The sequence below is a fragment of the Halomonas sp. E19 genome (genome assembly GCF_052439355.1).
Lineage (GTDB): Bacteria > Pseudomonadota > Gammaproteobacteria > Pseudomonadales > Halomonadaceae > Halomonas.
The window spans coordinates 1,836,467-1,859,981 of sequence record NZ_JBNFWU010000001.1 but is presented as its reverse complement, the minus strand read 5'-3'; the positions used below and the strand labels follow the sequence as shown (position 1 = coordinate 1,859,981).

The 23,515-nt window shown below is 67.7% G+C and carries 17 protein-coding genes and 6 pseudogenes; 14 read left to right on the top strand and 9 right to left on the bottom strand.

Going from position 1 to position 23,515, the window contains the following annotated elements:
- Positions 1 to 25: 25 nt before the first annotated feature.
- Entirely contained in the window at positions 26 to 826 is an 801-nt protein-coding gene (gene pdxJ, locus ACUDAL_RS09875; RefSeq protein WP_444678029.1) for a pyridoxine 5'-phosphate synthase, read from the top strand.
- Positions 823 to 1,200: a holo-ACP synthase gene (gene acpS / locus ACUDAL_RS09870; RefSeq protein WP_444678028.1), complete on the top strand. Its 378-nt coding sequence runs from the start codon at positions 823 to 825 to the stop codon at positions 1,198 to 1,200. Before pdxJ ends, acpS begins: the two co-directional genes overlap by 4 nt.
- On the opposite strand, the gene ACUDAL_RS09865 is transcribed toward acpS, so the two are convergent.
- From ACUDAL_RS09865 to ACUDAL_RS09850, 4 genes are read right to left on the bottom strand one after another with little or no spacing between them, the layout of a single operon-like run.
- Positions 1,140 to 2,042 (bottom strand): response regulator, encoded by a 903-nt coding sequence (locus ACUDAL_RS09865; protein ID WP_444678027.1) that lies wholly within the window; start codon positions 2,040 to 2,042, stop codon positions 1,140 to 1,142. The two genes, acpS and ACUDAL_RS09865, sit on opposite strands and share 61 nt — an antisense overlap.
- 35 nt (positions 2,043 to 2,077) lie before the next feature.
- Positions 2,078 to 2,755 carry an ATP-binding protein gene (locus ACUDAL_RS09860; protein ID WP_444678026.1) on the bottom strand — a complete coding sequence of 226 codons (678 nt, stop codon included), beginning with the start codon at positions 2,753 to 2,755 and terminating at the stop codon, positions 2,078 to 2,080.
- Complete coding sequence (locus tag ACUDAL_RS09855; RefSeq protein WP_444678025.1) at positions 2,671 to 3,480, bottom strand: histidine kinase dimerization/phospho-acceptor domain-containing protein; 810 nt, start codon at positions 3,478 to 3,480, stop codon at positions 2,671 to 2,673. The genes ACUDAL_RS09860 and ACUDAL_RS09855 overlap by 85 nt, the downstream gene beginning before the upstream one ends.
- Positions 3,471 to 3,866, bottom strand: coding sequence for a hypothetical protein (locus tag ACUDAL_RS09850; protein WP_444678024.1), 396 nt, complete (start codon positions 3,864 to 3,866; stop codon positions 3,471 to 3,473). Before ACUDAL_RS09850 ends, ACUDAL_RS09855 begins: the two co-directional genes overlap by 10 nt.
- 118 nt (positions 3,867 to 3,984) lie before the next feature.
- Here ACUDAL_RS09850 and cysM point away from each other — a divergent pair, with 118 nt between their 5' ends.
- From cysM to ppc, 6 genes and pseudogenes are all read left to right on the top strand, one after another.
- Positions 3,985 to 4,881 carry a cysteine synthase CysM gene (cysM, locus tag ACUDAL_RS09845; protein WP_444678023.1) on the top strand — a complete coding sequence of 299 codons (897 nt, stop codon included), beginning with the start codon at positions 3,985 to 3,987 and terminating at the stop codon, positions 4,879 to 4,881.
- 7 nt (positions 4,882 to 4,888) lie between these two features.
- Positions 4,889 to 5,539 carry a TRAM domain-containing protein gene (locus ACUDAL_RS09840; protein WP_444678022.1) on the top strand — a complete coding sequence of 217 codons (651 nt, stop codon included), beginning with the start codon at positions 4,889 to 4,891 and terminating at the stop codon, positions 5,537 to 5,539.
- A 301-nt stretch (positions 5,540 to 5,840) separates the two neighbouring features.
- Positions 5,841 to 6,299, top strand: a complete 459-nt coding sequence (locus ACUDAL_RS09835; RefSeq protein WP_444678021.1) for a class I SAM-dependent RNA methyltransferase — start codon at positions 5,841 to 5,843, stop codon at positions 6,297 to 6,299.
- A 2-nt stretch (positions 6,300 to 6,301) separates the two neighbouring features.
- Positions 6,302 to 8,572 (top strand): annotated as a pseudogene (gene relA / locus ACUDAL_RS09830) (GTP diphosphokinase); the annotation flags it as partial.
- Entirely contained in the window at positions 8,573 to 9,538 is a 966-nt protein-coding gene (mazG, locus tag ACUDAL_RS09825) for a nucleoside triphosphate pyrophosphohydrolase (RefSeq protein ID WP_444679352.1), read from the top strand.
- A pseudogene (gene ppc / locus ACUDAL_RS09820) lies at positions 9,459 to 12,136 on the top strand (phosphoenolpyruvate carboxylase). Before mazG ends, ppc begins: the two are co-directional and overlap by 80 nt.
- 102 nt (positions 12,137 to 12,238) lie before the next feature.
- Here ppc and ACUDAL_RS09815 read toward each other — a convergent pair.
- The 3 genes from ACUDAL_RS09815 to ACUDAL_RS09805 all read right to left on the bottom strand — a co-directional run bounded on the left by ACUDAL_RS09815 (position 12,239) and on the right by ACUDAL_RS09805 (position 13,971).
- On the bottom strand, positions 12,239 to 12,964 hold the full coding sequence (locus ACUDAL_RS09815; protein ID WP_444678020.1) for a hypothetical protein: 726 nt from the start codon (positions 12,962 to 12,964) through the stop codon (positions 12,239 to 12,241).
- A gap of 108 nt (positions 12,965 to 13,072) precedes the next feature.
- Positions 13,073 to 13,423 carry a ketopantoate reductase family protein gene (locus ACUDAL_RS09810; protein WP_444678019.1) on the bottom strand — a complete coding sequence of 117 codons (351 nt, stop codon included), beginning with the start codon at positions 13,421 to 13,423 and terminating at the stop codon, positions 13,073 to 13,075.
- Complete coding sequence (locus tag ACUDAL_RS09805) at positions 13,420 to 13,971, bottom strand: 2-dehydropantoate 2-reductase (protein WP_444678018.1); 552 nt, start codon at positions 13,969 to 13,971, stop codon at positions 13,420 to 13,422. The genes ACUDAL_RS09810 and ACUDAL_RS09805 overlap by 4 nt, the downstream gene beginning before the upstream one ends.
- A gap of 132 nt (positions 13,972 to 14,103) precedes the next feature.
- Between ACUDAL_RS09805 and ACUDAL_RS09800 the strand changes: the two genes are divergently transcribed.
- A complete protein-coding gene (locus ACUDAL_RS09800) occupies positions 14,104 to 15,201 on the top strand; it encodes an SDR family oxidoreductase (RefSeq protein WP_444678017.1) in 1,098 nt (365 codons plus the stop codon).
- Here ACUDAL_RS09800 and ACUDAL_RS09795 read toward each other — a convergent pair.
- Positions 15,155 to 17,094: pseudogene (locus ACUDAL_RS09795) on the bottom strand (DNA topoisomerase III). The gene ACUDAL_RS09800 and the pseudogene ACUDAL_RS09795 overlap by 47 nt on opposite strands.
- A 207-nt stretch (positions 17,095 to 17,301) precedes the next feature.
- Between ACUDAL_RS09795 and ACUDAL_RS09790 the strand changes: the two are divergent.
- Positions 17,302 to 18,545: pseudogene (locus ACUDAL_RS09790) on the top strand (ABC1 kinase family protein).
- Between the two features lie 89 nt (positions 18,546 to 18,634).
- Positions 18,635 to 20,450: pseudogene (locus ACUDAL_RS09785) on the top strand (SEC-C metal-binding domain-containing protein).
- A 37-nt stretch (positions 20,451 to 20,487) separates the two neighbouring features.
- On the opposite strand, the gene ACUDAL_RS09780 reads toward ACUDAL_RS09785, so the two are convergent.
- Positions 20,488 to 21,816: an AmpG family muropeptide MFS transporter gene (locus ACUDAL_RS09780; protein ID WP_444679351.1), complete on the bottom strand. Its 1,329-nt coding sequence runs from the start codon at positions 21,814 to 21,816 to the stop codon at positions 20,488 to 20,490.
- 196 nt (positions 21,817 to 22,012) lie between these two features.
- Here ACUDAL_RS09780 and rfaH point away from each other — a divergent pair.
- From rfaH to ACUDAL_RS09765, 3 genes and pseudogenes are all read left to right on the top strand, one after another.
- A pseudogene (rfaH, locus tag ACUDAL_RS09775) lies at positions 22,013 to 22,551 on the top strand (transcription/translation regulatory transformer protein RfaH).
- Between the two features lie 188 nt (positions 22,552 to 22,739).
- Positions 22,740 to 22,856, top strand: a complete 117-nt coding sequence (ccoM, locus tag ACUDAL_RS09770) for a cytochrome c oxidase subunit CcoM (RefSeq protein WP_444678016.1) — start codon at positions 22,740 to 22,742, stop codon at positions 22,854 to 22,856.
- A 161-nt stretch (positions 22,857 to 23,017) separates the two neighbouring features.
- Positions 23,018 to 23,503, top strand: coding sequence for a hypothetical protein (locus ACUDAL_RS09765; protein WP_444678015.1), 486 nt, complete (start codon positions 23,018 to 23,020; stop codon positions 23,501 to 23,503).
- The last annotated feature ends 12 nt before the right edge of the window (positions 23,504 to 23,515 follow it).

Here is a 23,515-nt window from a genome sequence, read left to right as displayed (position 1 = left end):
ATTCGACCAGCTGCTGGAGGCCATCATGCATCCCCCGCGCATTCTGCTTGGCGTCAATATCGACCACATTGCCACGTTGCGTCAGGCGCGCGGCACGCGCTACCCCGACCCGATCCAGGCGGCGCTGCTGGCCGAGGAGGCCGGTGCCGACGGCATCACCGTGCATCTGCGTGAGGACCGACGGCATATCCAGGAGCGTGACGTGCGCCTGCTCGCGGAGGTGCTCAACACTCGCATGAATCTGGAAATGGCGGTGACCGAGGAGATGCTGGCACTGGCCGAGGAGGTTCGTCCGGCCCACGTCTGCCTGGTGCCCGAGAAGCGCGAGGAGCTGACCACCGAGGGCGGACTGGACGTAGCCGGCAACTTCGAGGTGATCGCCGCAGCCTGTCGCCGGCTAGCCGCGGCCGGCTGTGAGGTTTCGCTATTCATCGACCCGGAGCCGACGCAGATCGAAGCCGCCAAGCGCACCGGGGCGCCGGTGATCGAGCTGCATACCGGGGCCTATGCCGAGTGCAGCGGGCAGGCCGCTTGCAACGAGCACGCCAGGCTCTCGGCCGCTGCGGAGATGGCGCTGGAGCTGGGGCTCACGGTCAACGCGGGGCACGGGCTGAACTACCACAACGTGGAGGCCATCGCGGCGATCCCAGGCCTGCATGAGCTCAACATCGGCCATGCCATCATCGCCCGGGCGCTGTTCGTCGGGCTGAAGGAAGCCGTGGCGGAAATGAAGCGGCTGATTATTGCCGGCCAGGAGGCGGGCTTCGTCGCCTCGCTTGAGCACGACCATGACCATGACCACGCGGAGGATGAGGCGTCCGCATGATCCTCGGCATCGGCACGGATATCGCCCGCGTTGCGCGCTTCGAGGCAGCCATGGCACGCCATGGCGCCCGCTTTGCCCAGCGCATCCTGGGAGACGCAGAGCGCCGCCAACTGGCCGGGCGGCAGGACAAGGCAGCTTTCCTGGCCAAACGTTTTGCTGCCAAGGAAGCCTTCGTCAAGGCGTTGGGCAGCGGGTTGCGCCATGGCATGCGCTGGACCGATATCCAGGTCGTCAATGATGCGCTGGGGCGGCCCGGCCTGGCGTTGAGCGGTAAGGCGCAGGAATTGGCCTGCGCGGCCGGGGTGCGGCGCCTTCACTTGTCGTTGAGCGACGAGGCCGAGCTGGCGCTGGCCATGGTGCTGCTCGAAAGCTGAGTGGGGTGGTTGGCCTGCCAGTCCTTGAGGCGGTCCATGGCCCGGAACAGATCGTCGATCAGCGTTTCCATGCCGGCCATGCCTCTTGAACGCAGTCGAGTCTCCAATGTTTCCGCCACCAGCCCCAGCTCCGGTGCACCGCAGTAGCGGCAGGCGCCATTCAGGGCGTGTACGGCGTCCAGCAGTGCTTCCTCATCGTGGCTCGACAGAGCGGCACGCAGCTCGGCTGCGGTGGCCGGCAGCGTACCGATGAGTTCGCCAATGAGTTCGCGGGCCAGGCCAGCGTTGCCATTGGCCAGGCGCGTGCCGAGCGCCAGGTCGACGACGGCCAGCTCGGAGCTCTCCTGGGTTTGCTCGTCCTCCTCCTCTTGGGTGAGGCTGATCGAGGGCGGCGGCTTGGCAAGCTGCAGGTGGCGCTGCAGGATGCCTTCCAGCTCGTTGCTGTCCACCGGCTTGATCAGTACCTCCTGAAGCCCGGATTTCAGGAACATGGCGCGATCCGACTCGAGGGCATGGGCGGTGATCGCCACGACGGGGCAGTGCTGCCAGGCGGGGCTCAATCGGCGCAGTGCCTGGGTGGTTTCCACGCCGTCCATGCCGGGCATGCGGATGTCCATCAGCACCATGTCGAAGGGTTGGCGTTCGGCCAGCGCCAGCGCCTCCTCGCCGCTTGCTGCCTCTTCCACCACCATGCCGGGGCGGCGGAGAAGTTCCCGCAGCAGGCGGCGGTTGCTGGCGTTGTCGTCCACCACCATCACGCGAATCGAGGCGGGCGGGTGGGGCAGAGCTTGCTGCGGCGTCCGGCAGCGGCGCAGCGCCTCTGCCAGCACTTGCCGCGGCACCGGCTTGCACAGGATCTCGCCGCCGTTGGGCAGCCTCAGGTCGGGTATGTCGAGGGGGTGGCGTTGACCAGCAGCAAGACCGGGCAGGGGCAGGAGGCCAGGCGCTCACGCCACTCATCCAGCACTTCGTCGCTCAGGCCGACAGGCAAGGCCGCCACCCACAGGGTCGGCGGCATGCCCGGCAGCAGGGGACGGGCGAGCTCCACCACGTTGGCGCCCCAGCCTTCCAGTAGATGGCACAGCACGTGGCGGGTGACGGCGTGCGGCTCGTACAGTGCGACTCGCTCGCCCTCGAAGATGGGAGCCTGCGGTGGCTCGCTGGCGATGATGACATCCAGCGGCAGGGTGAAGGAGAAGGTTGAACCCACGGTCGGCTCGCTCTCGACCGTGATGCGGCCACCCATCTGCTCGACCAGCTGCCGGCTGATAGCCAGCCCCAGCCCGGAGCCACCGTACTGGCGCGTGTGCCCGGAGGAGGCCTGGCGAAACGCCTGGAACAGGTCATGCTGCTCCTGTGGGGTGAGTCCGATGCCGGTATCGCTGATGCTGACCCGCAGCAGGGCGCGCCCCGCGCCAGCCGGCTCGTCGACCATGACCCGCACGACGACTTCGCCCCGATCGGTGAACTTCAAGGCGTTGTGCACCAGATTGGTGAGCACCTGGCGGATGCGCAGCGGATCGCCGCGCAGCAGGAGGGGAACGTCATCGTACACCAGCCCGACGAGCTGAAGCCCCTTTGATGGGCCAGCGGCGCCTGCAGGCCCAGCGCCTCGTCAACCAGGGTGACCATGTCGAGCTCGGAGCGATTCAGTTCGAGGCGACCGGCCTCGATACGCGAGAAGTCGAGCACGTCGTTGACCAGCGCAAGCAGGTTGTCGCAGGCGACCTGCACCTGGTCGAGCCATTCGCGCTGGCGGGGCTCCAGACGCGAGCGTCCCAGCAGTCGACAGAAGCCGATGATGCCGTTGAGCGGAGTGCGAATCTCATGGCTCATGCTGGCAAGAAACTCCGACTTGACGCGGTTGGCCTCGAGGGCGCGCCGGTGGGCCAGGTCGAGCTCGATGTTCTTGATCTCGATGGTCTCCATCGACTCCTGCAGCTCGGTGGTGGTCTGCTCGATCTGGCGCTGCATGTCCTCTTGCGACTGCTCCAGCTCGTCGCCCAGGGCATTGATGTGCCAGGCCAGATGATGCAGTTCGGGGGCGCCTTCCTCGGGCAGGCGGGCCGGCAGGTCGCCGCTGCGCAGGCGTTGAAGGGCTTCGGTGGCGCGGCGCAGGCTGCTGTCGAGGCGGCGGCCAAGGCTTGAGGCGAACACGAACAGCAGCAGGCCGATGAGCAGCAAGCCCAGGCCGGCCGTGGCGAGACGGCGATAGTGCGCCAGGGTGAGCGGGCGGGTGTCGATGTCGATCTCGAGCCAGGCGGGGTCTGTCAGGGGCAACTGATCGAGCAGCTCAAGCGGTACGAAGAGACGCCAGAGATCCCCCGGGTATCGAGCACGATTTGCTGTGGTGGTTCGTTCGCTAGCTGGGCGCGGGCGCGGCCGAGCTCCAGCAGCGTCATGCCGCTCTGGGTGTAAATGCCGATGCCGCGGGTTTCATCGATGGTCAGTAGGCGGTGCGCCATGCCGTCAAGCTGAGCCTCGTCTTGCTGGCTCAAGGCATAGGCCATGGCCGGTGACTGTAGCTCGACGGCGGTGACCACGCGGTCGCGCAGCGCCGACTTGCGCCAGTCGGTGTCAAGATAGAGGGCGACGGCGGCGGCCAAGGTCAGCACCAGCAGCGGAAGGCTCAGTATCCAGAGGGTCAAGCGGTTTCCGAGCGACATCGGAAGATCCTGTTCAGGGGGAGTCTTCCTTTCAGTATGCCACAGCCGGGCAGGATGCCTGTCCACTCCCCCGTGCCCGGATATAATCAAGAAAAGACCTTGCTCTAAGGACGCTTACATGCATTTTCCCACTATCGAGGACGTCATCGGCCAGACGCCGCTGGTTCGCCTCAGGCAGATCTCGGCAGGCCGTAACAACACGCTGCTGGCCAAGCTCGAAGGTAACAATCCCGCGGGTTCGGTCAAGGATCGCCCGGCGCTCTCGATGCTGGCGCAGGCCGAGGCGCGTGGCGAGATTCAGCCGGGCGATACGCTGGTCGAAGCCACGTCGGGCAATACCGGGATTGCGCTGGCCATGGCGGCGGCGATCAAGGGCTACCACATGGTGCTGATCATGCCGGAGAACGCCTCGAGCGAGCGCAAGCAGGCCATGGCGGCCTTCGGTGCCGAGCTGATCACCGTCAGCAAGGCCGGCGGCATGGAGGAGGCCCGTGACCTGGCCGATGCGATGATCGCTCGCGGCGAGGGCAAGCCGCTCAACCAGTTTGCCAATCCCGACAACCCGCTGGCGCACTATCGTGGTACCGGCCCCGAGCTGTGGGAGCAGACCCGCGGCACGCTCACGCACTTCGTCAGCTCCATGGGCACCACGGGTACCATCATGGGGGTGTCGCGCTATCTCAAGGAGCGCAACCCCGAGATCCAAATCGTCGGCCTGCAGCCGGAGGATGGCGCCAGCATCGCCGGGATCCGCCGCTGGCCGCAGGAGTACCTGCCGAGCATCTTCGATGCGTCGCAGGTTGATCGCGTGCTCGACATCGGCCAGCACGAGGCGGAGGTGCACATGCGCCGCCTGGCCCGCGAGGAGGGTATCCTGGCCGGAGTCTCGTCCGGTGGGGCACTGGCCGGCGCCCTGCGCATCGCCGAAGAGGTTGAGAACGCGGTGATCGTATTCATCGTCTGCGACCGCGGCGACCGCTACCTCTCGACCGGGCTGTTCGCCCCGGAGGCTTGAGTTGGCCATGCTAGGCAAACGCCGTGCGGGGCGACAGCATTCCGGCGGCTCGGGGCTGCAGAAGCGCTCGAACGAATCCCGTGCCGTCGCGCCGTCTGCGGTCGACACGACGATCGTCGTCGAGCGGCTGGCCCACGATGGGCGCGGCGTGGCCCGTACCCCCGAGGGCAAGATCCTGTTCATTGAAGGGGCACTGCCGGGCGAGCGCGTCGAGGCCGCCGTGCACCGGGCGCGCAAGCGTTTCGACGAGGCTCATGTGCGCGCGCTGTGCGAGCCGGCAGCGACACGCGTCGATCCCCCTTGTGCCCACTACGGCCAGTGTGGCGGCTGCGACCTGCAGCATCTGGCGGTGGCAGCGCAGCGTGAACACAAGCGCGCGGCGCTGGTCGAGCTGCTGGCAAGGGAGGGCATAGTCCTGCCTGAGCCACCGCAGCTGCTGGCGGGCTCGCCGCTTGGCTATCGGCGGCGCGCCCGGCTGGGGGTCAAGGTGGACGCCGAGGGCGGCGTGCATCTCGGCTTTCGCGCCCGCCACACCAGCCGGCTGGTCGACCTGCAGGGCTGCGCGGTGCTGGAACCCCAGCTTGCCGCCCTGCTGCTCCCCTGCGCGAGCAGCTGGCCCGGCTCGAAGCGCCTCGCCAGGTGGGCCACTTGGAACTGATCGCAGCTGACAGTGCGTGCGCGGTGGTGGTGCGCCAGCTGCGCGACAACCCCGCCGACCGCCGCCGCTGGCAAGTCTTCGGTGAGCAGCACGGGGTGGCGGTGGGGCGTCTGCTGGGGCGCGAAGCGCCCACGCTCGAATGGCTGAGCCCCACACCCGAGCTGTTCTATCGCCTGCCCGGGGCCGGGCGGGAGCTGCAGCTGGACTTTGCGCCCGGCGACTTCGTGCAGGTCAATGCGCAGATCAACCGCGAGCTGGTGGCCACGGTGCGCCGCTGGCTGGCACCGGTGGCCGGGCAGGGGTGCTCGACCTGTTCGCCGGCATCGGCAACTTCAGCCTGCCGCTGGCCGCCGACGGCGCCCACGTCGTCACGGTGGAGGGCAGCCCGGAAATGGTGGCCCGCCTTCGGCTCAACGCGAAAGACAACGCGCTGGGCATCGACGCGCGCCAGGCGGATCTCAACGACAGCGCGGCCGTGGTCGAACTTCTCGCACGGCAGGCGCCCGATGCGGTGGTGCTGGACCCGCCCCGCGACGGCGCCGAGGCGGCCTGCCGGGCGCTGGTGGAACGCCCGGTGGCGCGCCTGGTCTACATCGCTTGTGACCCGGCGACGCTGGCGCGTGATGCGGCACGCCTTGTGCATGGCGGTTATCGCCTCACACGAGGGGCCGTGGCCGACATGTTCGTGCACACCTCTCACCTCGAATCCATCCTGCTGTTCGAACACCCTGAACGGCAACCGCCACCTCAAGGAGCCTAGAGATGGTGAAAGTGCGCGACGACCAGCCCTTCACCGACACCGGCGAAGTCGATATCGGCCACTGGATCGTGCGTCTGCAGGACGACGTCAAGCTGCGCGATCCCGATGAGATGCGCGACGCCTGCGAGCTTGCGCTGCGCCTTTCACAGCAGGCTGACAAGCCGCACAAGGCCTGGCTGCCCCAGGACTCGAGCTTTCGCATGGGCCTCGAGATGGCCGATATCCTCGGCCAGCTCAAGCTCGACCAGCCGGCCCTGGAGGCTGCCGTGCTCTATCGCGCCGTGCGCGAAGGGCAGCTCACCCTGGAGGCCGTGAGCCGCCGCTTCGGCAGCGAGGTGGCGGGTCTGATCGACGGCGTGCTGCAGATGGCGGCCATCAGCAAGGTGCAGAGCCCCAGCCACGGCATGGCCCAGCACGACCAGCAGGACAATCTGCGCAAGATGCTGGTCAACATGATCGACGACGTGCGCGTGGCGCTGATCAAGATCGCCGAGCGTACCTGCGCCCTGCGCCAGGTGAAGGACGCCCCGCGCGAGAAGCGTCTGCAGGTTGCCCGTGAGGTGTTCGACATCTATGCGCCGCTGGCGCATCGCCTGGGCATCGGCCAGGTCAAGTGGGAACTCGAGGATCTCTCCTTCCGCTACCTGCACGAGGATGACTACAAGACCATCGCCCGCCAGCTGGCGGAGAAGCGCCTCGATCGCGACCGCTACATTCATGATGTGGTGGACGTACTCAAGGGGCTCCTGGAGGCCCACGGCATCACCCACTACGAGGTCAACGGCCGAGCGAAGCACATCTATTCGATCTGGCGCAAGATGAAGCGCAAGCGCATCGATTTCTCCCAGGTCAACGACGTGCGCGCCGTGCGCATCCTGGTGCCGTCGCTGTCCGATTGCTACACCGTGCTGGGACTGGTGCACTCGCGCTGGCACCATGTGCCCAACGAGTTCGACGACTACATTGCCAATCCCAAGAAGAACGGCTACCAGTCGCTGCACACCGCTGTGCTCGGCCCCGAGAATAAGGTGCTGGAGATCCAGATCCGCACCTTCGCCATGCACGACGAGGCCGAGCTCGGCGTCTGCGCCCACTGGCGCTACAAGGGCCACGACACCGGCGGCAAGAGTTCCAGCTACGAAGAGAAGATCGCCTGGCTGCGCCAGGTGCTGGAGTGGCAGGAGGAGGTCGGCGACTTCAGCGACCTGCGCGAAGGGCTCTCCAGCGACGTGGCGCCGGATCGTATCTACGTGTTCACCCCGGACGGGCACGTCATCGACCTGCCGCGTATCGCCACGCCCATCGACTTCGCCTACCGCGTGCATACCGAGGTTGGCCACCGCTGCCGCGGCGCCAAGATCGATGGGCGCATCGTGCCGCTCACCTACAAGCTCAAGACCGGCCAGCAGGTCGAGATCCTCACCGCCAGCAAGGGTGGGCCCAGCCGCGACTGGCTCAACCCCAACCTCGGCTATGTGCGCACCTCGCGAGCGCGGGCCAAGATTCAATCATGGTTCAAGCACCAGGCGCGCGAGCAGAACCTGGAAGAGGGCAGGGCGCTGTTCGATCGCGAGATGCGCCGGCTCGACGTGGAGGACATGGACCTCGAGACCCTGGCGCGCAAGGTCAATTACCAGAATCCCGACGACATGTACGCCGCCCTGGGGGCGGGCGACCTGCGCATCGGCCAGGTGCTGCACCAGGCCCAGCAGCTGTTCGGCGAGACCGATGACCAGGAGCAGCTCGACCGCCTGCTGGCCAAGCCCAAGCGCGACCAGGCCAAGGGCGGCGCCAGCGACATCACCGTGCTCGGCGTGGGCAACCTCAAGACCAGCATGGCCAACTGCTGCCATCCGGTGCCCGGTGAGCCGATCGTCGGCTTTATTACCCAGGGCCGCGGGGTCACCGTGCATCGCCAGGACTGCCCCAATATCCTGCAGCTGCGCATCGACGAGCCGCAGCGGGTGATCGAGGTGGAGTGGGGGCAGCGCGCCCGTACCCAGTACCCTGTCGATATCGAGATTCAGGCCTGGGATCGCTCCGGCCTGCTGCGCGACGTCACCGCCATTCTCAGCAACGACAAGGTCAACGTGCTCTCCGTGAACACCCTGACCGACACCCGCGATGGCATTGCCCGCATGCGCATTACCGTGGAGGTGGATGGCCTGGAGACCCTGGGGCGCCTGTTCTCGCGTATCCAGCAGCTCTCCAACGTGATCGAGGTGCAGCGCCTGCGCACCGGGGTCAAGGGTGCCAAGCGCAAGGGGGCGGCCATGAGCGAGACCGGCTACCGCCTCGATGATCTTCTTGCGTTGATGGCCGTACTGCGCGATCCCGCGCAGGGCTGCCCGTGGGATCTCAAGCAGGACTGGGACAGCATCGTGCCGCACACCCTGGAAGAAGCCTATGAGGTGGCCGATGTCATCGAGCGGCGCGCCTGGGACGAACTGCCCGGGGAGCTCGGCGACCTGCTGTTCCAGGTGGTCTACTACAGCCAGTTCGCCTGCGAAGAGGGGCGCTTCGATTTTCATGACGTGGTGCACACCCTGACGGCCAAGATGGTGTATCGCCACCCGCATGTCTTTCCCGACGGTACCCTGGCCTCGCGGCGACCGCCTGGCGTCAGCGCTGAGCAGGCCGAGGCCCGGCAGGCGGAACTGGAACAGGTCAACCGCCGCTGGGAGTCGCTCAAGGCCGATGAGCGCGCCCGGCGCGCCGACGACGCCAGCCCGCCCTCGCTGCTCGATGACGTGCCGCGCACGCTGCCGGCGCTGTCACGCGCCGCCAAGCTTTCCAAGCGTGCCGCGCGGGCTGGCTTCGACTGGCCTGACACGACGGGCGTGATCGCCAAGATTCGCGAAGAGCTCGATGAGGTCGAGCAAGCCCTTGCGGCCGGTGACCGCGACCATGCGGCCAGCGAGGTCGGCGACCTGCTGTTCGCCGTGACCAACCTGGCGCGCACGCTGAAGGCCGACCCCGAACGCTGCCTGCGCGCGACCAACGCCAAGTTCGAACGGCGCTTCCGCTACGTCGAGGCGGCGCTGGCCCGGCAGGGCATGACGCCCCACGACGCCGACCTGGATACCATGGGGCGGCATTGGCAGGCTGCCAAGCGGCTCGAACCCCTTTTTCCCCCACCCCTTCGGAAGGAGATCGGCCATGAGTGGCGATCTGCACGAATCCCTGCGCGACAATGTCCGCATCCTGGGCGACAGCCTGGGCCGTACCATCGCCGATGACCTGGGCCAAGGCTTTGTCGATCGCATCGAGACCATCCGCGGCCTGGCCAAGAGGGGACGTCAGGGAGACGTGCACAGCGGCCGTGAGCTGATCGAGTTTCTGCGCAAGCTGCCCGACCGCGAACTGCTGCCGGTGACCCGTGCGTTCAACCAGTTCCTCAACCTGGCCAACATCGCCGAGCAGCACTATCGCGCCCGCTTTCGCCGCGTGGAGGACTACAAGCCCGGTTCACAGCCGGTGCTCTCCGAGCTGCTCGAGCGTGCCCGTAGCGCCGGCCACGCGCCGCGCAAGCTGGTCGAGAACCTCGCTTCCATGCGCGTAGAGCTAGTGCTCACCGCGCATCCCACCGAAGTCATCCGGCGCACCCTGATCCAGAAATACGATGCTATCGACGAGTGTCTCACGGTGATCGAATCCTCCCTCGACTATCCCGAGCGCGCCAGCCGCGCCCGCGGTCGCCTCGAGGAGCTGATCAGCCAGGCCTGGCATACCGACGAGATTCGCCACGAGCGGCCCACCCCGGTGGACGAAGCGAAGTGGGGCTTCGCAGTGATCGAGAACTCGCTGTGGCAAGCGGTGCCGGCCTTTCATCGCGATCTCGACAACCTGCTGCTGGCCTCGGCCGGCGAGCGCCTGCCGCTGGACGCCGCGCCGATCGTCTTCGCCTCGTGGATGGGCGGCGACCGCGACGGCAACCCCAACGTCACTTCGCGGGTCACCCGCGAAGTGTTGCTGCTGGGACGCTGGATGGCTGCCGATCTCTACCTGCGCGACCTCGAGCAGCTCAAGGCCGAGCTCTCCATGTGGAAGTGCAACAGCGCGCTGCGGGCCGAGGTGGGCGGGGTGGCTGAACCCTACCGCGAGCTGCTGCGGCGGCTGCTGCAGCGGGTCGAGGCGACCCGCGACTGGGCCAAGGCCCAGCTCGACGGCAACGGCTTCGAAGGAAGAGCTACGAAGGCAGGAGCTACGAAGGCGGGCCCATCATCGAGAACAGCGACCAGCTCTATGCGCCGCTGCTCACCTGCTACCGTTCGCTGTGCGACGTGGGTCTCGACACCATCGCCAACGGGGCGCTGCTCGATACCCTGCGTCGCGTGGCGGTGTTCGGTGTGACCCTGACCAAGCTCGACATTCGCCAGGAGGCCAGTCGCCATGCGCTGGTGATGGAGGAGCTGACCCATGCGTTGGCGCTGGGCAACTATCGCGACTGGAGCGAAGAGCAGCGCCAGGCCTTCCTACTGGCCGAACTCGAGTCGCGCCGCCCGCTGATCCCGCGCCGCTGGGAGTGCTCAGCCGAGACGCGCGAGGTGCTCGACACCTTCCGCGTCATCGCCCATGAGCAGGCTGAGGCGCTGGGCACCTATATCATCTCCATGGCGGCCCAGCCCTCCGACGTGCTCACGGTGGCGCTGCTGATGAAGGAGGTGGGCGGCGCCGTTTCGCTGCCCATCGCGCCGCTGTTCGAGACCCTGGACGATCTCAACCGGGCCGGTGACGTAATCGACCGGCTGCTTGCGCTGCCAGGCTACCGGGTCCTGGTCGGCGATCGCCAGGAGGTGATGATCGGCTACTCCGATTCGGCCAAGGATGCCGGCCAGCTGGCTGCCGCCTGGGCCCAGTACCGCGCCCAGGAGCGCCTGGTGGAGGTATGCCGAGGCCATGGCGTAGCGCTGACCCTGTTCCACGGCCGCGGCGGGGCGGTAGGCCGCGGCGGCGGCCCGGCCTACGCGGCCATCCTGTCGCAGCCGCCGGGCTCGGTGAACGGCAGCCTGCGTGTGACCGAGCAGGGCGAGATGATCCGCTTCAAGTTCGGCCAGCCGGACATCGCCCTGCGCTCCATGGAGATCTACGCCTGTGCCGTGCTCGAGGCGACCCTGCTGCCACCGCCGGCGCCTGAGCCGCGCTGGCGCGAGGAGATGGACCGCCTGGCGGCGTTGGCACACCGCAGCTACGTCAGCGTGGTTCGCGAGGACCCCGACTTCGTGCCCTATTTCCGTGCGGTGACCCCGGAAGGGGTGCTGGGACATCTGCCGCTGGGCTCGCGCCCCACCAAACGGCGCCAGGATGGCGGGGTGGAGACCCTGCGCGCCATTCCGTGGATCTTCGCCTGGACCCAGATCCGCCTGATGCTGCCGGCCTGGCTGGGCAGCGGTGAGGCGTTTGCCGCCCGGCTAGAGGAAGACGGCGGGCTCGAGGTGCTGCAGGAGATGCGCGACCGCTGGCCCTTCTTCGGTACCTACCTGGACATGCTGGAGATGCTGCTGGCCAAGGCCGATGTCGGCATTGCCGCCTACTATGAGCGGCGGCTGGTCGACGAGCCGGCGCTCAAGGAGCTGGGTGATGAGCTGCGTCAGCGCTTCACTCAGCTGCATTCGGTGCTGCTGGCGATTCTCGACCAGCCGCAGCTGCTGGACCAGACCCCGCTGATTCGCCAGGCCATTGAGGTGCGCAACCCCTACATCGACCCGCTGCACGGGCTGCAGGCCGAGCTGCTGCAGCGCAACCGCGACGCCGATGGCGCCATCAGCGGCGAGCTATCACGCGCGCTGATGGTGACCATGGCGGGTATCGCCGCGGGGCTGCGCAACACGGGCTGACGATACGCGGCAAGACGCCTCCCATCGGTCAGCGCCCCGCTTCGACTTGCGTCGAGGCGGGGCGTATCGCTTGTCAGGTCTGGGGCGGTCGGGCGTGGGTGCTCAGAAGGTGTAGTGCAGCGAAGCCGTGATCAGATTCAGGTGGGCCATGCTCGGCGCATTGATCTCTTCGAATTCCAGGCGGCTGACCAGGCGGTTGTGCTGGATTCGAGCGCCGAAGCCCTGGATTCGCGCCGTGCCGGTGGTGGCGGCATAGAGCGCGTCGCTCTGGGACACGGGGTCACCTTCCCATTCGGCGTAGCCCGACTTGGCGTAGACCCCGACCTGGCCGATGCGGATGCCGGCCATCAGGCTGCCACCCACGGTAGTGGTGTTGAGCAGCATGGCCTCGTCGCTGAGGCGTGTCGGCACTTCATCGCTTTCGCGGTAGGTGATCTCGGCGCCGATATCGAGGCGCGGCAGGTTGACCGGCGAGAACCCCGCCGTCAGGCGAAAGCCCGAGGTATAGCCGTCGGGCGATTCCAGGCCGGCGCCCTCCAGCACCATACCGTTGTCTAGGTAGAGCAGGTCGCTGCCCTTGCCCGCGTAGGCGGGCGTCTCCCAGCGGACCTGGCCAAGCGAGGCCAGCAGGTCGTGAGGCACTTCTTGGTAGGCGGGTTCGTCGCTGGAGCCATGGAGAGGCCAGTGCGCATCGATGGCGGTGGAGCGAGTTTCGCCGACAAGGCCGGGGTCGCGCTCCCAGGCGTCGCCCTCGTCTGCCGCGGCCAGGCTCGTGATTAGTGTCAGGCCGGCAACCATGGCAATGGTGCATGCGTAAGCCGTTTTCATGTTTCCTGACTCGCTTCCCTTGCTGTGTCCCTCGCCTTGTGTCGCCAAGGCTCATGGCACTGGTCGTTCAAGCTTAGCAGCCCTACGTCGGAGGTACCAGGCGTCGCCTCAGGGTGCGCTGGCCAGCCGTGCGAGCTGGGTGTAGAGCTCCCTGAGGGCAGGGGCGGCGAGCCGGTGGCGATCGGCGACGCTGAGCAGCGGGCGCAGGATCGCTTCATGCTCCAGCGGGCGGTCCGCCAGCACGTCCTGCAGCATCGAGGCGCGATTGTTCGCCGTGGCCTGCACCACCTGCCACACCAGCGCCTGCCAGCCCACCTCCGGTGGCGCAACCCCTGTGGCCGCCATCAGCGTGGCGATCTCGTCCACCACCCGCTCCACCATGGGGCGGAAGGGACGGTCGCGCAGTTGGCCATTGCGAATGCGAAAGCGCGCCACCAGCGGGTTGATGGCGGCATTCACCGCCAGCTTGTGCCACAGCCGGGTATCGATGTCCGCGACCGCCTGGGCCCTGAGCCCTGCGCCTTCGAGCAGCGCCGCCAGCCGCTGGGCGAGCTCTGCATGGCGGCCACCCAGGCCACCGATGTAGGTGAGTCCGCGACCGGCGTGCACGACCCTGGCGTCGCCCGGTAGCCAGGCCCTTCGGTGGTGGAAGCGCACAGCACGGGCCCTGGGTGTCGCTCGTCGAGCCTCGGCTGGATCTCGTAGCCATTTTGCCATAGCACCAACGGCGTGGAGGCAGGCACGCGTGCCATGATCTGGGCATAGGCCGCTTCGGCACTGTAGGCCTTGGTGGTCAGGTGCACCCAGGCCGGGGCCAGGGCCGGCAGCTGGTCGCTGAGATGGCAGGCGAGCCTGTGCGTGTACGCTGCGCCTTCCGGGGTTACCAGCGTCTGGTCGGCAGGCAGCGGCCGGCGGCCTGCCAGCTGCACCGGAACCGTCTTGGCCAGGGACAGGGCGAGTAGGCGGCCCAGCGCGCCCGGGCCGACGATGAGATGGGTATCGGACATGTCGAATGCCTTTTTGCCAGCGAGGGCGGCGTGCGGCCGCTTGGTGTCTCTACACTGAAGCCCAGGACAGTAGCAGGCTTTGGCGCAGGCGGCATGTGTCGCCTGCGCCATGGCGCAATGAAAGGAGGCTTCATGCATCTCAAGCCCTTGCGGGAACAGGTCCTGGTCTTGACCGGTGCCACCAGCGGTATCGGCCTCGTCACGGCGCGACAGGCCGCGCGGCGTGGCGCCCGGCTGTCGCTGGCGGCGCGCAGCGAGGAGGCCTTGGCGCAGCTGGTGGAGGAGCTTCGTCGCGATGGCTGCGACGCCATCTACACGGTGGTGGATGTGGGCGTCGAGGCGGACGTGCGCCGCCTGGCCGAGGCCACGCTGCGCCATTTTGGCGGCTTCGATACCTGGATCAACAACGCTGCGGCGGCCATCTACGGCAACCTCGAGGAAGTACCGCTGGAAGACCAGCGCCGGCTGTTCGAGACCAATTTCTGGGGCATGGTGTACGGCTCGCTGATCGCCTGCGAGCATCTGCGCCAGCGCGGCGGCAAGCTGATCACGATCGGCAGCGTGCTGTCCGAGCGGGCGATTCCCGTGCAGGGCGTCTACAGTGCCTCCAAGGCCGCGGTGATGGGCTATACCGACGCCCTGCGCATGGAGCTTGAGCAGGAGCGGGCGCCGGTCTCGGTGACGCTGATCAAGCCGGGCGCCATCGATACGCCTTACCAGGACCATGCGGCCAACTATACCTATCGCGGCGTGAAGAACCCGCCACCGGTCTATGCCCCAGAAACCGTGGCGAGAGCCATCTTCCATGCCGCCGAGCATCATGAGCGGGAGATCGTGGTCGGTGGCGGCGGCAAGGCGGTGACCACCCTGGGCAATGCCGCCCCGCGCCTGGCCGACAAGGTAATGGGTCACCTGATGCCTTGGCTGCAGCACGACCGCCGCCGCCTGTCCCATACCACCCAGGGGCGCTCTACACGCCGAGCAACACGCTGGAGGAGCGCGGCGGCTACCCCTCACCTTCGAGCACAGCCTCTATTCGGTGCTGATGCGCCACCGCGGCAAGGCGGCCATCGCCCTGACGCTGGCAGGCGGCACCTACTACGTGCTGCGCCGCCTGGCCGGTGCTCCCCGCCTCAGGTTCCCGCGGCCGCCGCGATAGCCCCGGCCATGGCGCTGAGCGCGCTCAGGCGCTGCGTCGCGGCTTGCGGCGTTTCGGTGCGGTGCTGGTAGCGCTCGTGCGGCGCGTGGCCCCGGACTTGCGCCGCTTGGCACTCGTCGTCCGGGTGGTGGCGGCCTCGCCCTGGGCAGCGGCCATGGCCTGGCGCAGCCGAGCGGCATCGGCGCGGGTCAGCAGGCCGCGCAGATCGTCGATGAGGGCAGCGAGGAACGGGGCAGGGTCGGCGCCATGCTCGGCGATGGCGGTCAGCCGCTGTTCCCACAGGGCGGTGCGCTCTGGCCGCGAGGCCGCCTCGGGCAGTGAGGCGATCAGGCCGCTGCCCAGGCGGGTGGCACGCAGCGCCTTGTGCTGGCGCACCAGATAGCCGCGCTCGATGAGTGTCTCGATGATGCCGGCACGGGTTGCCTCGGTGCCCAAGCCGTCATGTTCGCGCAGGGTTCGCTTGACCTCCGGGTCGTCGACGTAGCGACCGATGTTCATCATCGCCTTGATCAGGCTGGCGTCGGTGAAGGGCTCCGGGGGCCGGGTTTCGCGGTCCTCGACCGCGCTTCCGGCCACGCGACAGGTCTCGCCTTGGGTCATGGCGGGCAGCGGCGGCGCCTCGTCGCGAGTGGTGAACAGCGGCTTCCAGCCGGGCTCCAGCAGCGCCTGGCCGCTGGCACGGAAGCGTTCGTCGAGCACCAGGAACTCTGCCTTGACCTCCTGGGCCACCAGTGGCGGGTAGAACTGGGCCAGCACATTGCGGGCGATTAGGCGGAACACGTCGGCCTCGGCGCGCTCCAGGCGCGCGAGGTCGGCCGGCTTGCCGGTGGGGGCTAGGGCGTGGTGGGCGCCGACCTTGCTGTCGTCCCAGGCCTTGGAGCGCAGCCTGAAATCGGCTCCGGCGAGCCAGCCGTGCAGCGTCTCGTCCTTGCCGCAGGCGCTCGACAAGGTGGCGGGCGCCTGGGCCAGGTGCTCCTCGGGCAGGTAGCGGCAGTCCGAGCGGGGGTAGGTGATCAGCTTGTGGCGTTCATAGAGCCGCTGGCAGATATCCAGCACCGCCTGGGCCGAGAGGCCGAAGCGGCGAGCGGCGTCCACCTGCAGCGCGGAGAGCGAGTACGGCAGCGGCGCCGACTGACGCTTGCGGCGGCTGTCGAGGGCGACCAGCCGGCCCTCGGCGCCGGGCAGCCGGTCGGCCAGCGCCTGGGCCGGTGCGCGCTCCAGCAGGCGCCCCTGGGCGTCGAGCCGGTGGGCCTCGCCGGGCTGCCACCAGGCGCGCAGCTCGCCCTGGGCGACCCTGAGGTCCGCCCACAGCACATGGAAGGGGTAGGGGGTGAAGTCGCGGATCTCGGCGTCCCGGCGCACCACCAGCCCGAGCACCGGGGTCTGCACGCGACCCACCGAGAGCACGCCGTCGTGGCCGGCCTGGCGCCCGGTCAGGGTCCAGGCCCGGGTGAGGTTGATGCCGTACAGCCAGTCGGCCCGGGAGCGCGATTCGGCGGCACGGTAGAGCGGCTGGTAGCGGGCGTTGTCTTCCAGCCGGACCAGGGCGCGCTGAACCGCCGGCCGGTTGAGGTCGCTGACGAGCAGTCGTGATACCGGGCCCTTCCAGCCGAGGTACTCGATCACCTCTTGCACCAGCAGCTGCCCCTCGCGGTCGGGGTCGCCGGCATGCACCACCTCTTGCGCCTGCTTGAGCAGGCGGCGGATCACGCCGAGCTGGCCCCTGGCCTTGGGCCGCGGAGCCAGCTGCCAGTGTGCAGGCAGGATCGGCAGGTGATCGAGCCGCCACTGCTTGTAGGCGGGGTCGTAGGCGTCGGGCGGAGCTTGCTCGAGCAAGTGGCCGAGGCACCAGGTCACCACCGTGTCGCCCGCACGCAGTGCCCCTCCTCGCGCTGCAGGCCGCCCGGCAGGGCCTCCGCAATGGCTCGGGCCAGGCTTGGCTTTTCTGCAATGATCAGGCGCATGCGACACTCTCCCGTTGGGGTATGGACATTTTTACAGCATTGCCTGCCCCAGGCCAGGTGTCATGCTAGGAAATCGTTGTACAAGCCTTGTATCATGCAGCGATGCCGTGTGCTGCTGGCGGAAGACGCCCCGGCAGGCAGGCGTGCAAGGTACAGCGGCCATGCCATTTAAAGGCGGCTATGCCATTCAGTCAGGAGAGCGACACCATGCGTGAGCGAGGTAGAACGCGGCGGCTGCTGGGCCTGGGGGCCCGCACGGGAGGCGCCATCCTGCGCACTCGCCTGGGCGGGCAGGCCGACTGGCGCGCGCTGGGCGAGGCCCTGTTCGAAGGGCTGTCCGAACTCAAGGGGCCGGCGATGAAACTGGCCCAGATCATGGCCCAGTGGGATGACCTGCTGCCCCCGATCTCGCCGAGGAGCTGTCGCGCCTGCAGCGCCAGGCCGAGCCGATGCCGTGGGAGAGCATCCAGAGCACCCTGCAGGCGCAGTACGGCGAGCTCGAACGGCATTTTCGCAAGGTCGAGCCACAGCCCTTTGCCAGCGCGTCCATGGGCCAGGTACACCGCGCCGTCACCCATGACGGCGAGTGTGTGGTGCTCAAGGTCCAGTACCCTGGACTTGCCGAGGTGCTGGAAGGCGACCTGGCCCAGCTCAAGCGCATCATGCGCATCGGCCGCTGGCTGAAGATCCCCCAGGCGCGCCTCGATGCGCTGTTCGAGGAGCTTGCCGCGAGCCTGCGCGGCGAACTCGACTACCATGCCGAGGCCTGCGCCCTGGCGCGCTATCGCCAGCGCTATGCACAGTTGGACGGCCTGGTGATTCCCGAGCCGCTGCCCGAGCTCTCCGGCCCGCGGGTGCTGGCCATGCGCTACGTGGCGGGCACGCCGCTGCGCGAGCTGGAAGGCGCCAGCGAAGGGGTACGCCAGCGGGTGGCGACGACGCTGGCCGACTGGCTTACCCTCGAGCTGTTCACCCACGGCGAGCTGCATGCCGACCCCCACGCCGGCAACTTCGCCGCCGACGAGCAGGGGCGGCTGGTCATCTACGATCTGGGTGCGGTGATCCCGGTGGCGCAAGGGCATCTCACGGCCATGCTCCAGCTGCTCGAGGCCGCCCTGGCCGACGATGCCATGGCCATGGACGACGCCCTGCACCGGCTGGGTGGGCGTCAGGGGCAGGGCGCGCCGCTGGCGCTGTATCGTGAATCGGCGCAGGCCATCGCGCCGCTATTCCAGCCCGGCAAGCAGGACTTCGCCGATGTTCGCGTTCACCGCCGCCTGCGCGACCTGAGCCCCAAGGTATGGGCCGCCATGGATCGCCTGCAGCCGCCTGCGGATATCCTGCTGCTGTCGCGCACCCTCAATGGCCATTACTGGAATCTGGTGCGCCTGGGCGCCAAACTGGACATGCATGCCCGCACGCGGCCGCTGCTGGAAAGCCTGCGGCATTAAGCGCCGTCCGGCTTCGCGGCATGACGCTTCACGGCACAAGGGGCACGCTACCTGTTAGAATCAGCGGCTTTGGGATGGCGGAGAGCACAATGCTGGCAGTATGGGTCGAACGACTGCTGGGCTTTTCTTCAGGCGCGCTGGAAGTGATCCGCGAACAGGAGAACTACCCGGCCCTGATGGCATGGGCCCGTGAAGAAGGGGCCAGGCTCATGGGTGACCTGGCTATGGCCCAGGCGCTGGCGCCCGAGCTGTGGTCGCAGACGCCGCTTGAGCGCGCCGGCTTCGCCTGCGAGCCGCTGGCGCGTCCGGGCCGCAACGAGCCCTGCTGGTGCGATTCCGGGCGCAAGACCAAGCACTGCTGCGGGGCGGTGTCGATGCCGGCCGAGCTGCCCGATCACCTGATGTGGATGCTCTCGCTGCGCGACTGGAAGGGCCGACCCTCAAGGCGGCGCTGGAAAGCGGGCGGGCACCGGCTCAAGCGCTGCTCGAGGCCGGGTTGATCGCCGCCGAAACGGGGCAGCGCGGGCGCGCCCAGCAGATTCTCGAGGCGCTGTTCCAGCGTGCCGACTGGTCGCGTCTGCCGGCCCAGGCCGAGCCCGCCTTCGAACTGCTGATCGACCTCTATCAGGAGCGCGGCTTCACCCGCAAGCGTGCCGAACTGCTCGATGAGGTGCTCGACCGCGGCCCGCTGTTCCTGCGCGGTGTGGCGTTGGAGCGACTGTGCCTGATGCACCTCGACAGCGACGACCTGGACAGTGCCCGAGCCGCCTTCGTGCGGGCCCAGCAGGCGCTGCCCGACTCCCCGACCCTTGCCTACATCGAGGCCATGCTGTTGCTGCATGAAGGTCATGAGAAGGAAGCTGCCGAGCGGGCGCGCTTCTGGTTTCGGCGCCTGGCGCGCAAGGGCGACCTCGAACCCGAGCAGCTGCAGTTCCTGGCCGACCTGGCGGAAAACCCCGGGGCCACCCTGGCCGACCAGCTGCTCAACGCCGAGGAAGACCTGGCGGAACCGCTCGCCGCGCTGCAGGCCCTGCTGGCGGAGCTGACCCCGGCCCCCGGGCTCGACGTCCGCTGCACGCCCTCGGGTGAGCTCGAATATCACAGCACCGCCCGCGAGGACACGCTGTTCGCTGCCTGGCAGAAGCATTTCCAGGTAGAGGTGGATGACGACAGCGCGCTGGGGCTCAAGGGTGACCCCTGGCTGCATGCCGGCGACTGGCTGGGTGCGCTGTGCGCCCACCCCGAATGGCTCGATTCGCCGCGGGTGGTGCAGGCCCTGACCCTGGCCCTGACCAGCCGTTTCGGCAGCCTGCCGTGGATGTCGCCGAGCCTGTTCGAGCCCTTGGCGGGGCGCCTCGAGCGCTGGCTTGCTCGCGTGCGCAGCGAGGGCGAGGGCTCTTTCCTGTGGGACGAAGCCGATAACGCCGTGCTGCTGCGTACCGGCCTGGCGCTGGTGGTAGGCATGGAGCGCGGTGCGCGTGCGCGTTCGCGCCAGCTTGCCGAGCAGCTGCTCGCCCTCGACGACCAGGACAGCCTGGGTCTGCAGGAGCTGGTGCTCGATCAGCTGCTGCGCGAAGGGCGCGACCAGGATGCGCTGGCGATGACCGAGGCTCAGGGCGACGAGCCCGTGGCGCTCGGCCTGCTGATGGGGCGGGTGCTGGCGCTGTTTCGCCTGCAGCGGCGCGACGAGGCGGAAGCCATGCTGGCAGAGGTGCAGCGCTACAATGCCCACGCCCTGCCCATGCTGTGTGCCGAGAACCCTCGCCCGGTGTCCTCGGGGCAGGAGGGGTCGCCGACCCCGGCACGCGGGCCGAGGCCTGGCAGTACCGCACGCTCATGCGCGATCAGTGGCGCGCCACGCCGGGTGCCCTGGACTGGCTGCAGGCGCATGCCGTGCCGGGCTAGGGCACCCGGCGTGGCGCCAGCCCGGCAGGGGGAACGCTCAGGCAGGGCGCGGGGCGGGTGGCGGCACGATGTTGGGGTCGCGGCTGACCCAGATCGCCAGCGCGATGGCCGGCAGTCCCAGCGCCGTGGCAATCACGAAGAAGGTGGCATAGCCCTCTGCGGCCACCACCAGCCCGCCGAACCCGCTCAGGAACTTGCCTGGCAGTGTCATCAGCGAAGAGAACAGCGCGTACTGCGTGGCGGTATAGGCGCGCGAGGTCAGGCTCGACAGGAACGCGATGAACACGGCGCTGGCCAGCCCATTGGCCAAGTTGTCGCCCACGATGGCCAGTACCAGCATCGGCAGGCTCTGGCCTGCCAGCGCCAGGGCAGCGAACAGCAGGTTGGTCAGTGTGGCCGCGGCGGCGCCGAGTATCAGGATCGGCCCGATGCCGTAGCGGGCCACCAGCAGTCCGCCCAGAAGTCCGCCGCCCACGCTCATGGCAATGCCGAACACGTTGGTCACGTTGGCAATGGTGGCAAGCGAGAACCCTAGATCGATATAGAGCGGGTTGGCCATCGAGGCCATGGCCAGATCGCTGATGCGAAACACCGCGATGAACGCCAGCAGCCACAGCGCCTTGAACCGGTGGCGGCTGAAGAAGTCGGTGAAAGGGCAGACCACCGCACCGATCAGCCAGGCGCCGAGGCGCCGAGCGTGGCGTGGCTTGCCGCGGGTGGCGCGCAGGAAGGCGCGCACGCGCGGTTCGTGGATCAGCTGGGTGTTGAGCGAAAGGCGCTGGGGTTCGGGGCGCAGTAGCACCGTGACCACGCCGATGCCCACCAGCGCCGCCATGGTCAGGTAGGCAGCCTGCCAGGAGATCCATGACGCGACGTACAGCGCCCCGGCGCCAGCGGCCAGCAGGCCGCCGCGATAGCCGATGATGTAGGTCGAGGCCATGGCAGCCTGGACATCATCGGGCGCCGACTCGATGCGAAAGGCGTCGATGGCAATATCCTGCGTGGCTGAACCGAAGGCGACGAGCAGCGCGAAGGCAGCCACCAGCGCCAGGTTCTGCTGCGGGTCGAGGCTGGCCAAGCCCACCAGACCGGCGGCGATCAAGGCCTGGGCCAGCAGCATCCAGCCTCGCCGCTGGCCAAAGGTGCGCGTCAGTACCGGCAGGGCCAGGCGGTCCACTACCGGCGCCCAGAAGAACTTGATCGAGTAGAGCATACCGATCCACGCGAAGAAGCCGATGGCTGCCACCTGCACGCCGTCGCTGCGCAGCCAGGCGGAAAGCGTCGAGAACACCAGCAGAAACGGCAGGCCGGCCGAGAACCCCAGGAACAGCATGGTGAGGACGGGGGCGCGTAGGTAAATGGCCAGGGACGCTCGCCAGCTGCGCTGAGCGGTAAGGGGGACATGCGCTTAGACACTCCTTGCGGATCGGGGCGGGTGCCGCCCGATGCCGGTCTCAACGATGATAGAATGGGCCATCGCTCGGCGGGGCGGGCGCCAGGCTGCCCGATTGTTGCAAAGCCCCGGCAGCGATACCAGCAGGATATCCGTTCAGGAGCGAACCATGCCTCATTCCGATCCACAGCCGAACGAACTCGAGGATAGCCTGCCGCGCTGGTACGTCATCCAGTGCAAGGGGGAGAGTCCTTTCGCGCCGCCGAGCATCTGAGCAACCAGGGGTATGAGCTCTTCCATCCCGTGCTGGAAGTGCAAAAGAAGCGCGGCGGCCGGCTCGTCTGGCTGACCGAGCCGCTGTTTCCTTACTATCTCTTCATCCGCCTGGACAAGGTGGCCAGCAATTGGCGCCCAATTCGCTCCACCCGGGGCGTGCTGCGGCTCGTCACCTTCGGCGACCAGCCGCTGCCGGTCGAGGACGGGCTGATCGACATGCTGCGCGAGCGTGGCCACGCCAAGCCAGGCGAGACGGGCAGCATCTACTTTCGTGCCGGCGAGCAGGTGGAGATCATCGAGGGGCCGTTCAGGGACCTTCAGGCCGTGTTCCAGAGCCACAAGGGCGAGGAGCGTGCCATCGTGCTGCTCAACCTGCTGAACCGCCAGCAACGCCTGGTGATGCCCGTCGCGCAGCTGCGCTCCCGTCACTGAACCAAGTTTGCCGAGCTCAGGCAGACTGCCCAGCGGTTTTCAGGCGCTATCCGCCTCCAAAAACTGACCTGTATCAAGTCTCGCGCGGCGCACCGCAGGGGCTCGCTTACTGTTTTGATTCAGGTCAGTTTTCCTTCCCCCGACCGAGCTAGAGTGGAGCCATCAACAGACGCGACGGGAGAAGCACCATGTACTGGGATGATGCCGTAATCTTTGGACTGGTCACTGTCGCGATGATGATCGCATTTATGGGAGGTTGGGTAGGCTTCGTGATCCGCGACCATCGTCGCAAGCGCAAGCACTGACTACCCCGCCTGCTCAGCAAGTCGTCAGGAGGGGGGATTTTCCTCCAGTAGCCGGCCCGCAAGGGCCGGCATTTTTATATGCCTCATTTGTATGCCTCAACGGAGCATAACGTTACACTCCCACACAAAACGCTACCGATAACAATATAGGGTGATTCGCCATGCCGACTCTCGCTTGTTTCAAGCCTTGGCTGCTGTGGCTGCTCCTCTCCTGCTGGTTTCCCGTTCAGGCCTGGGCCTGGTCCAACACCGACTACGTGCTGCTGCGCGACGGCGAGCGTGACATTCCGCTGGCCGTCGACGAGCTGCGCGCCGCGGCGAATGTCGAATTCCGCTTCTTCGACCCTTATATGGCCGAAGAAGTAGAGGTGCGTGGTCTGGTCTTCCGTGAGGTACTGATCGAACAGCTTGGCCGCGTGCCGGAAGCGCTACACTTCCTGGCCTGGGACGACTACGACGTGACCCTGGGCGGGTGGGACGACCCCAACTGGATCCTCGTGACCCACCAGAACGGTGAGCCGCTCTCCTTGCTGCAGCGCGGCCCGGTGCGACTGGTGGAGCGTGACTATGGTCGTCGCGATCCTGCCAACCTGCGTAACTTCAACGACTGGATCTGGATGATACGCAGTATCGAGGCGGTTAGGTGAAAATTGCCCCTC

Excerpts from the sequence above, each read along its gene's own strand:
- mazG (WP_444679352.1), top strand. The coding sequence starts at position 8,573 with ATGAGCGAGACCGGCTACCGCCTCGATGATCTTCTTGCGTTGATGGCC.
- ACUDAL_RS09850 (WP_444678024.1), bottom strand. The coding sequence starts at position 3,866 with ATGTCGCTCGGAAACCGCTTGACCCTCTGGATACTGAGCCTTCCGCTG.
- ACUDAL_RS09815 (WP_444678020.1), bottom strand. The coding sequence starts at position 12,964 with ATGAAAACGGCTTACGCATGCACCATTGCCATGGTTGCCGGCCTGACA.
- pdxJ (WP_444678029.1), top strand. The coding sequence starts at position 26 with ATGCATCCCCCGCGCATTCTGCTTGGCGTCAATATCGACCACATTGCC.
- ccoM (WP_444678016.1), top strand. The coding sequence starts at position 22,740 with ATGTACTGGGATGATGCCGTAATCTTTGGACTGGTCACTGTCGCGATG.
- ACUDAL_RS09800 (WP_444678017.1), top strand. The coding sequence starts at position 14,104 with ATGCATCTCAAGCCCTTGCGGGAACAGGTCCTGGTCTTGACCGGTGCC.
- ACUDAL_RS09805 (WP_444678018.1), bottom strand. The coding sequence starts at position 13,971 with ATGTCCGATACCCATCTCATCGTCGGCCCGGGCGCGCTGGGCCGCCTA.
- ACUDAL_RS09765 (WP_444678015.1), top strand. The coding sequence starts at position 23,018 with ATGCCGACTCTCGCTTGTTTCAAGCCTTGGCTGCTGTGGCTGCTCCTC.
- cysM (WP_444678023.1), top strand. The coding sequence starts at position 3,985 with ATGCATTTTCCCACTATCGAGGACGTCATCGGCCAGACGCCGCTGGTT.
- ACUDAL_RS09840 (WP_444678022.1), top strand. The coding sequence starts at position 4,889 with ATGCTAGGCAAACGCCGTGCGGGGCGACAGCATTCCGGCGGCTCGGGG.
- acpS (WP_444678028.1), top strand. The coding sequence starts at position 823 with ATGATCCTCGGCATCGGCACGGATATCGCCCGCGTTGCGCGCTTCGAG.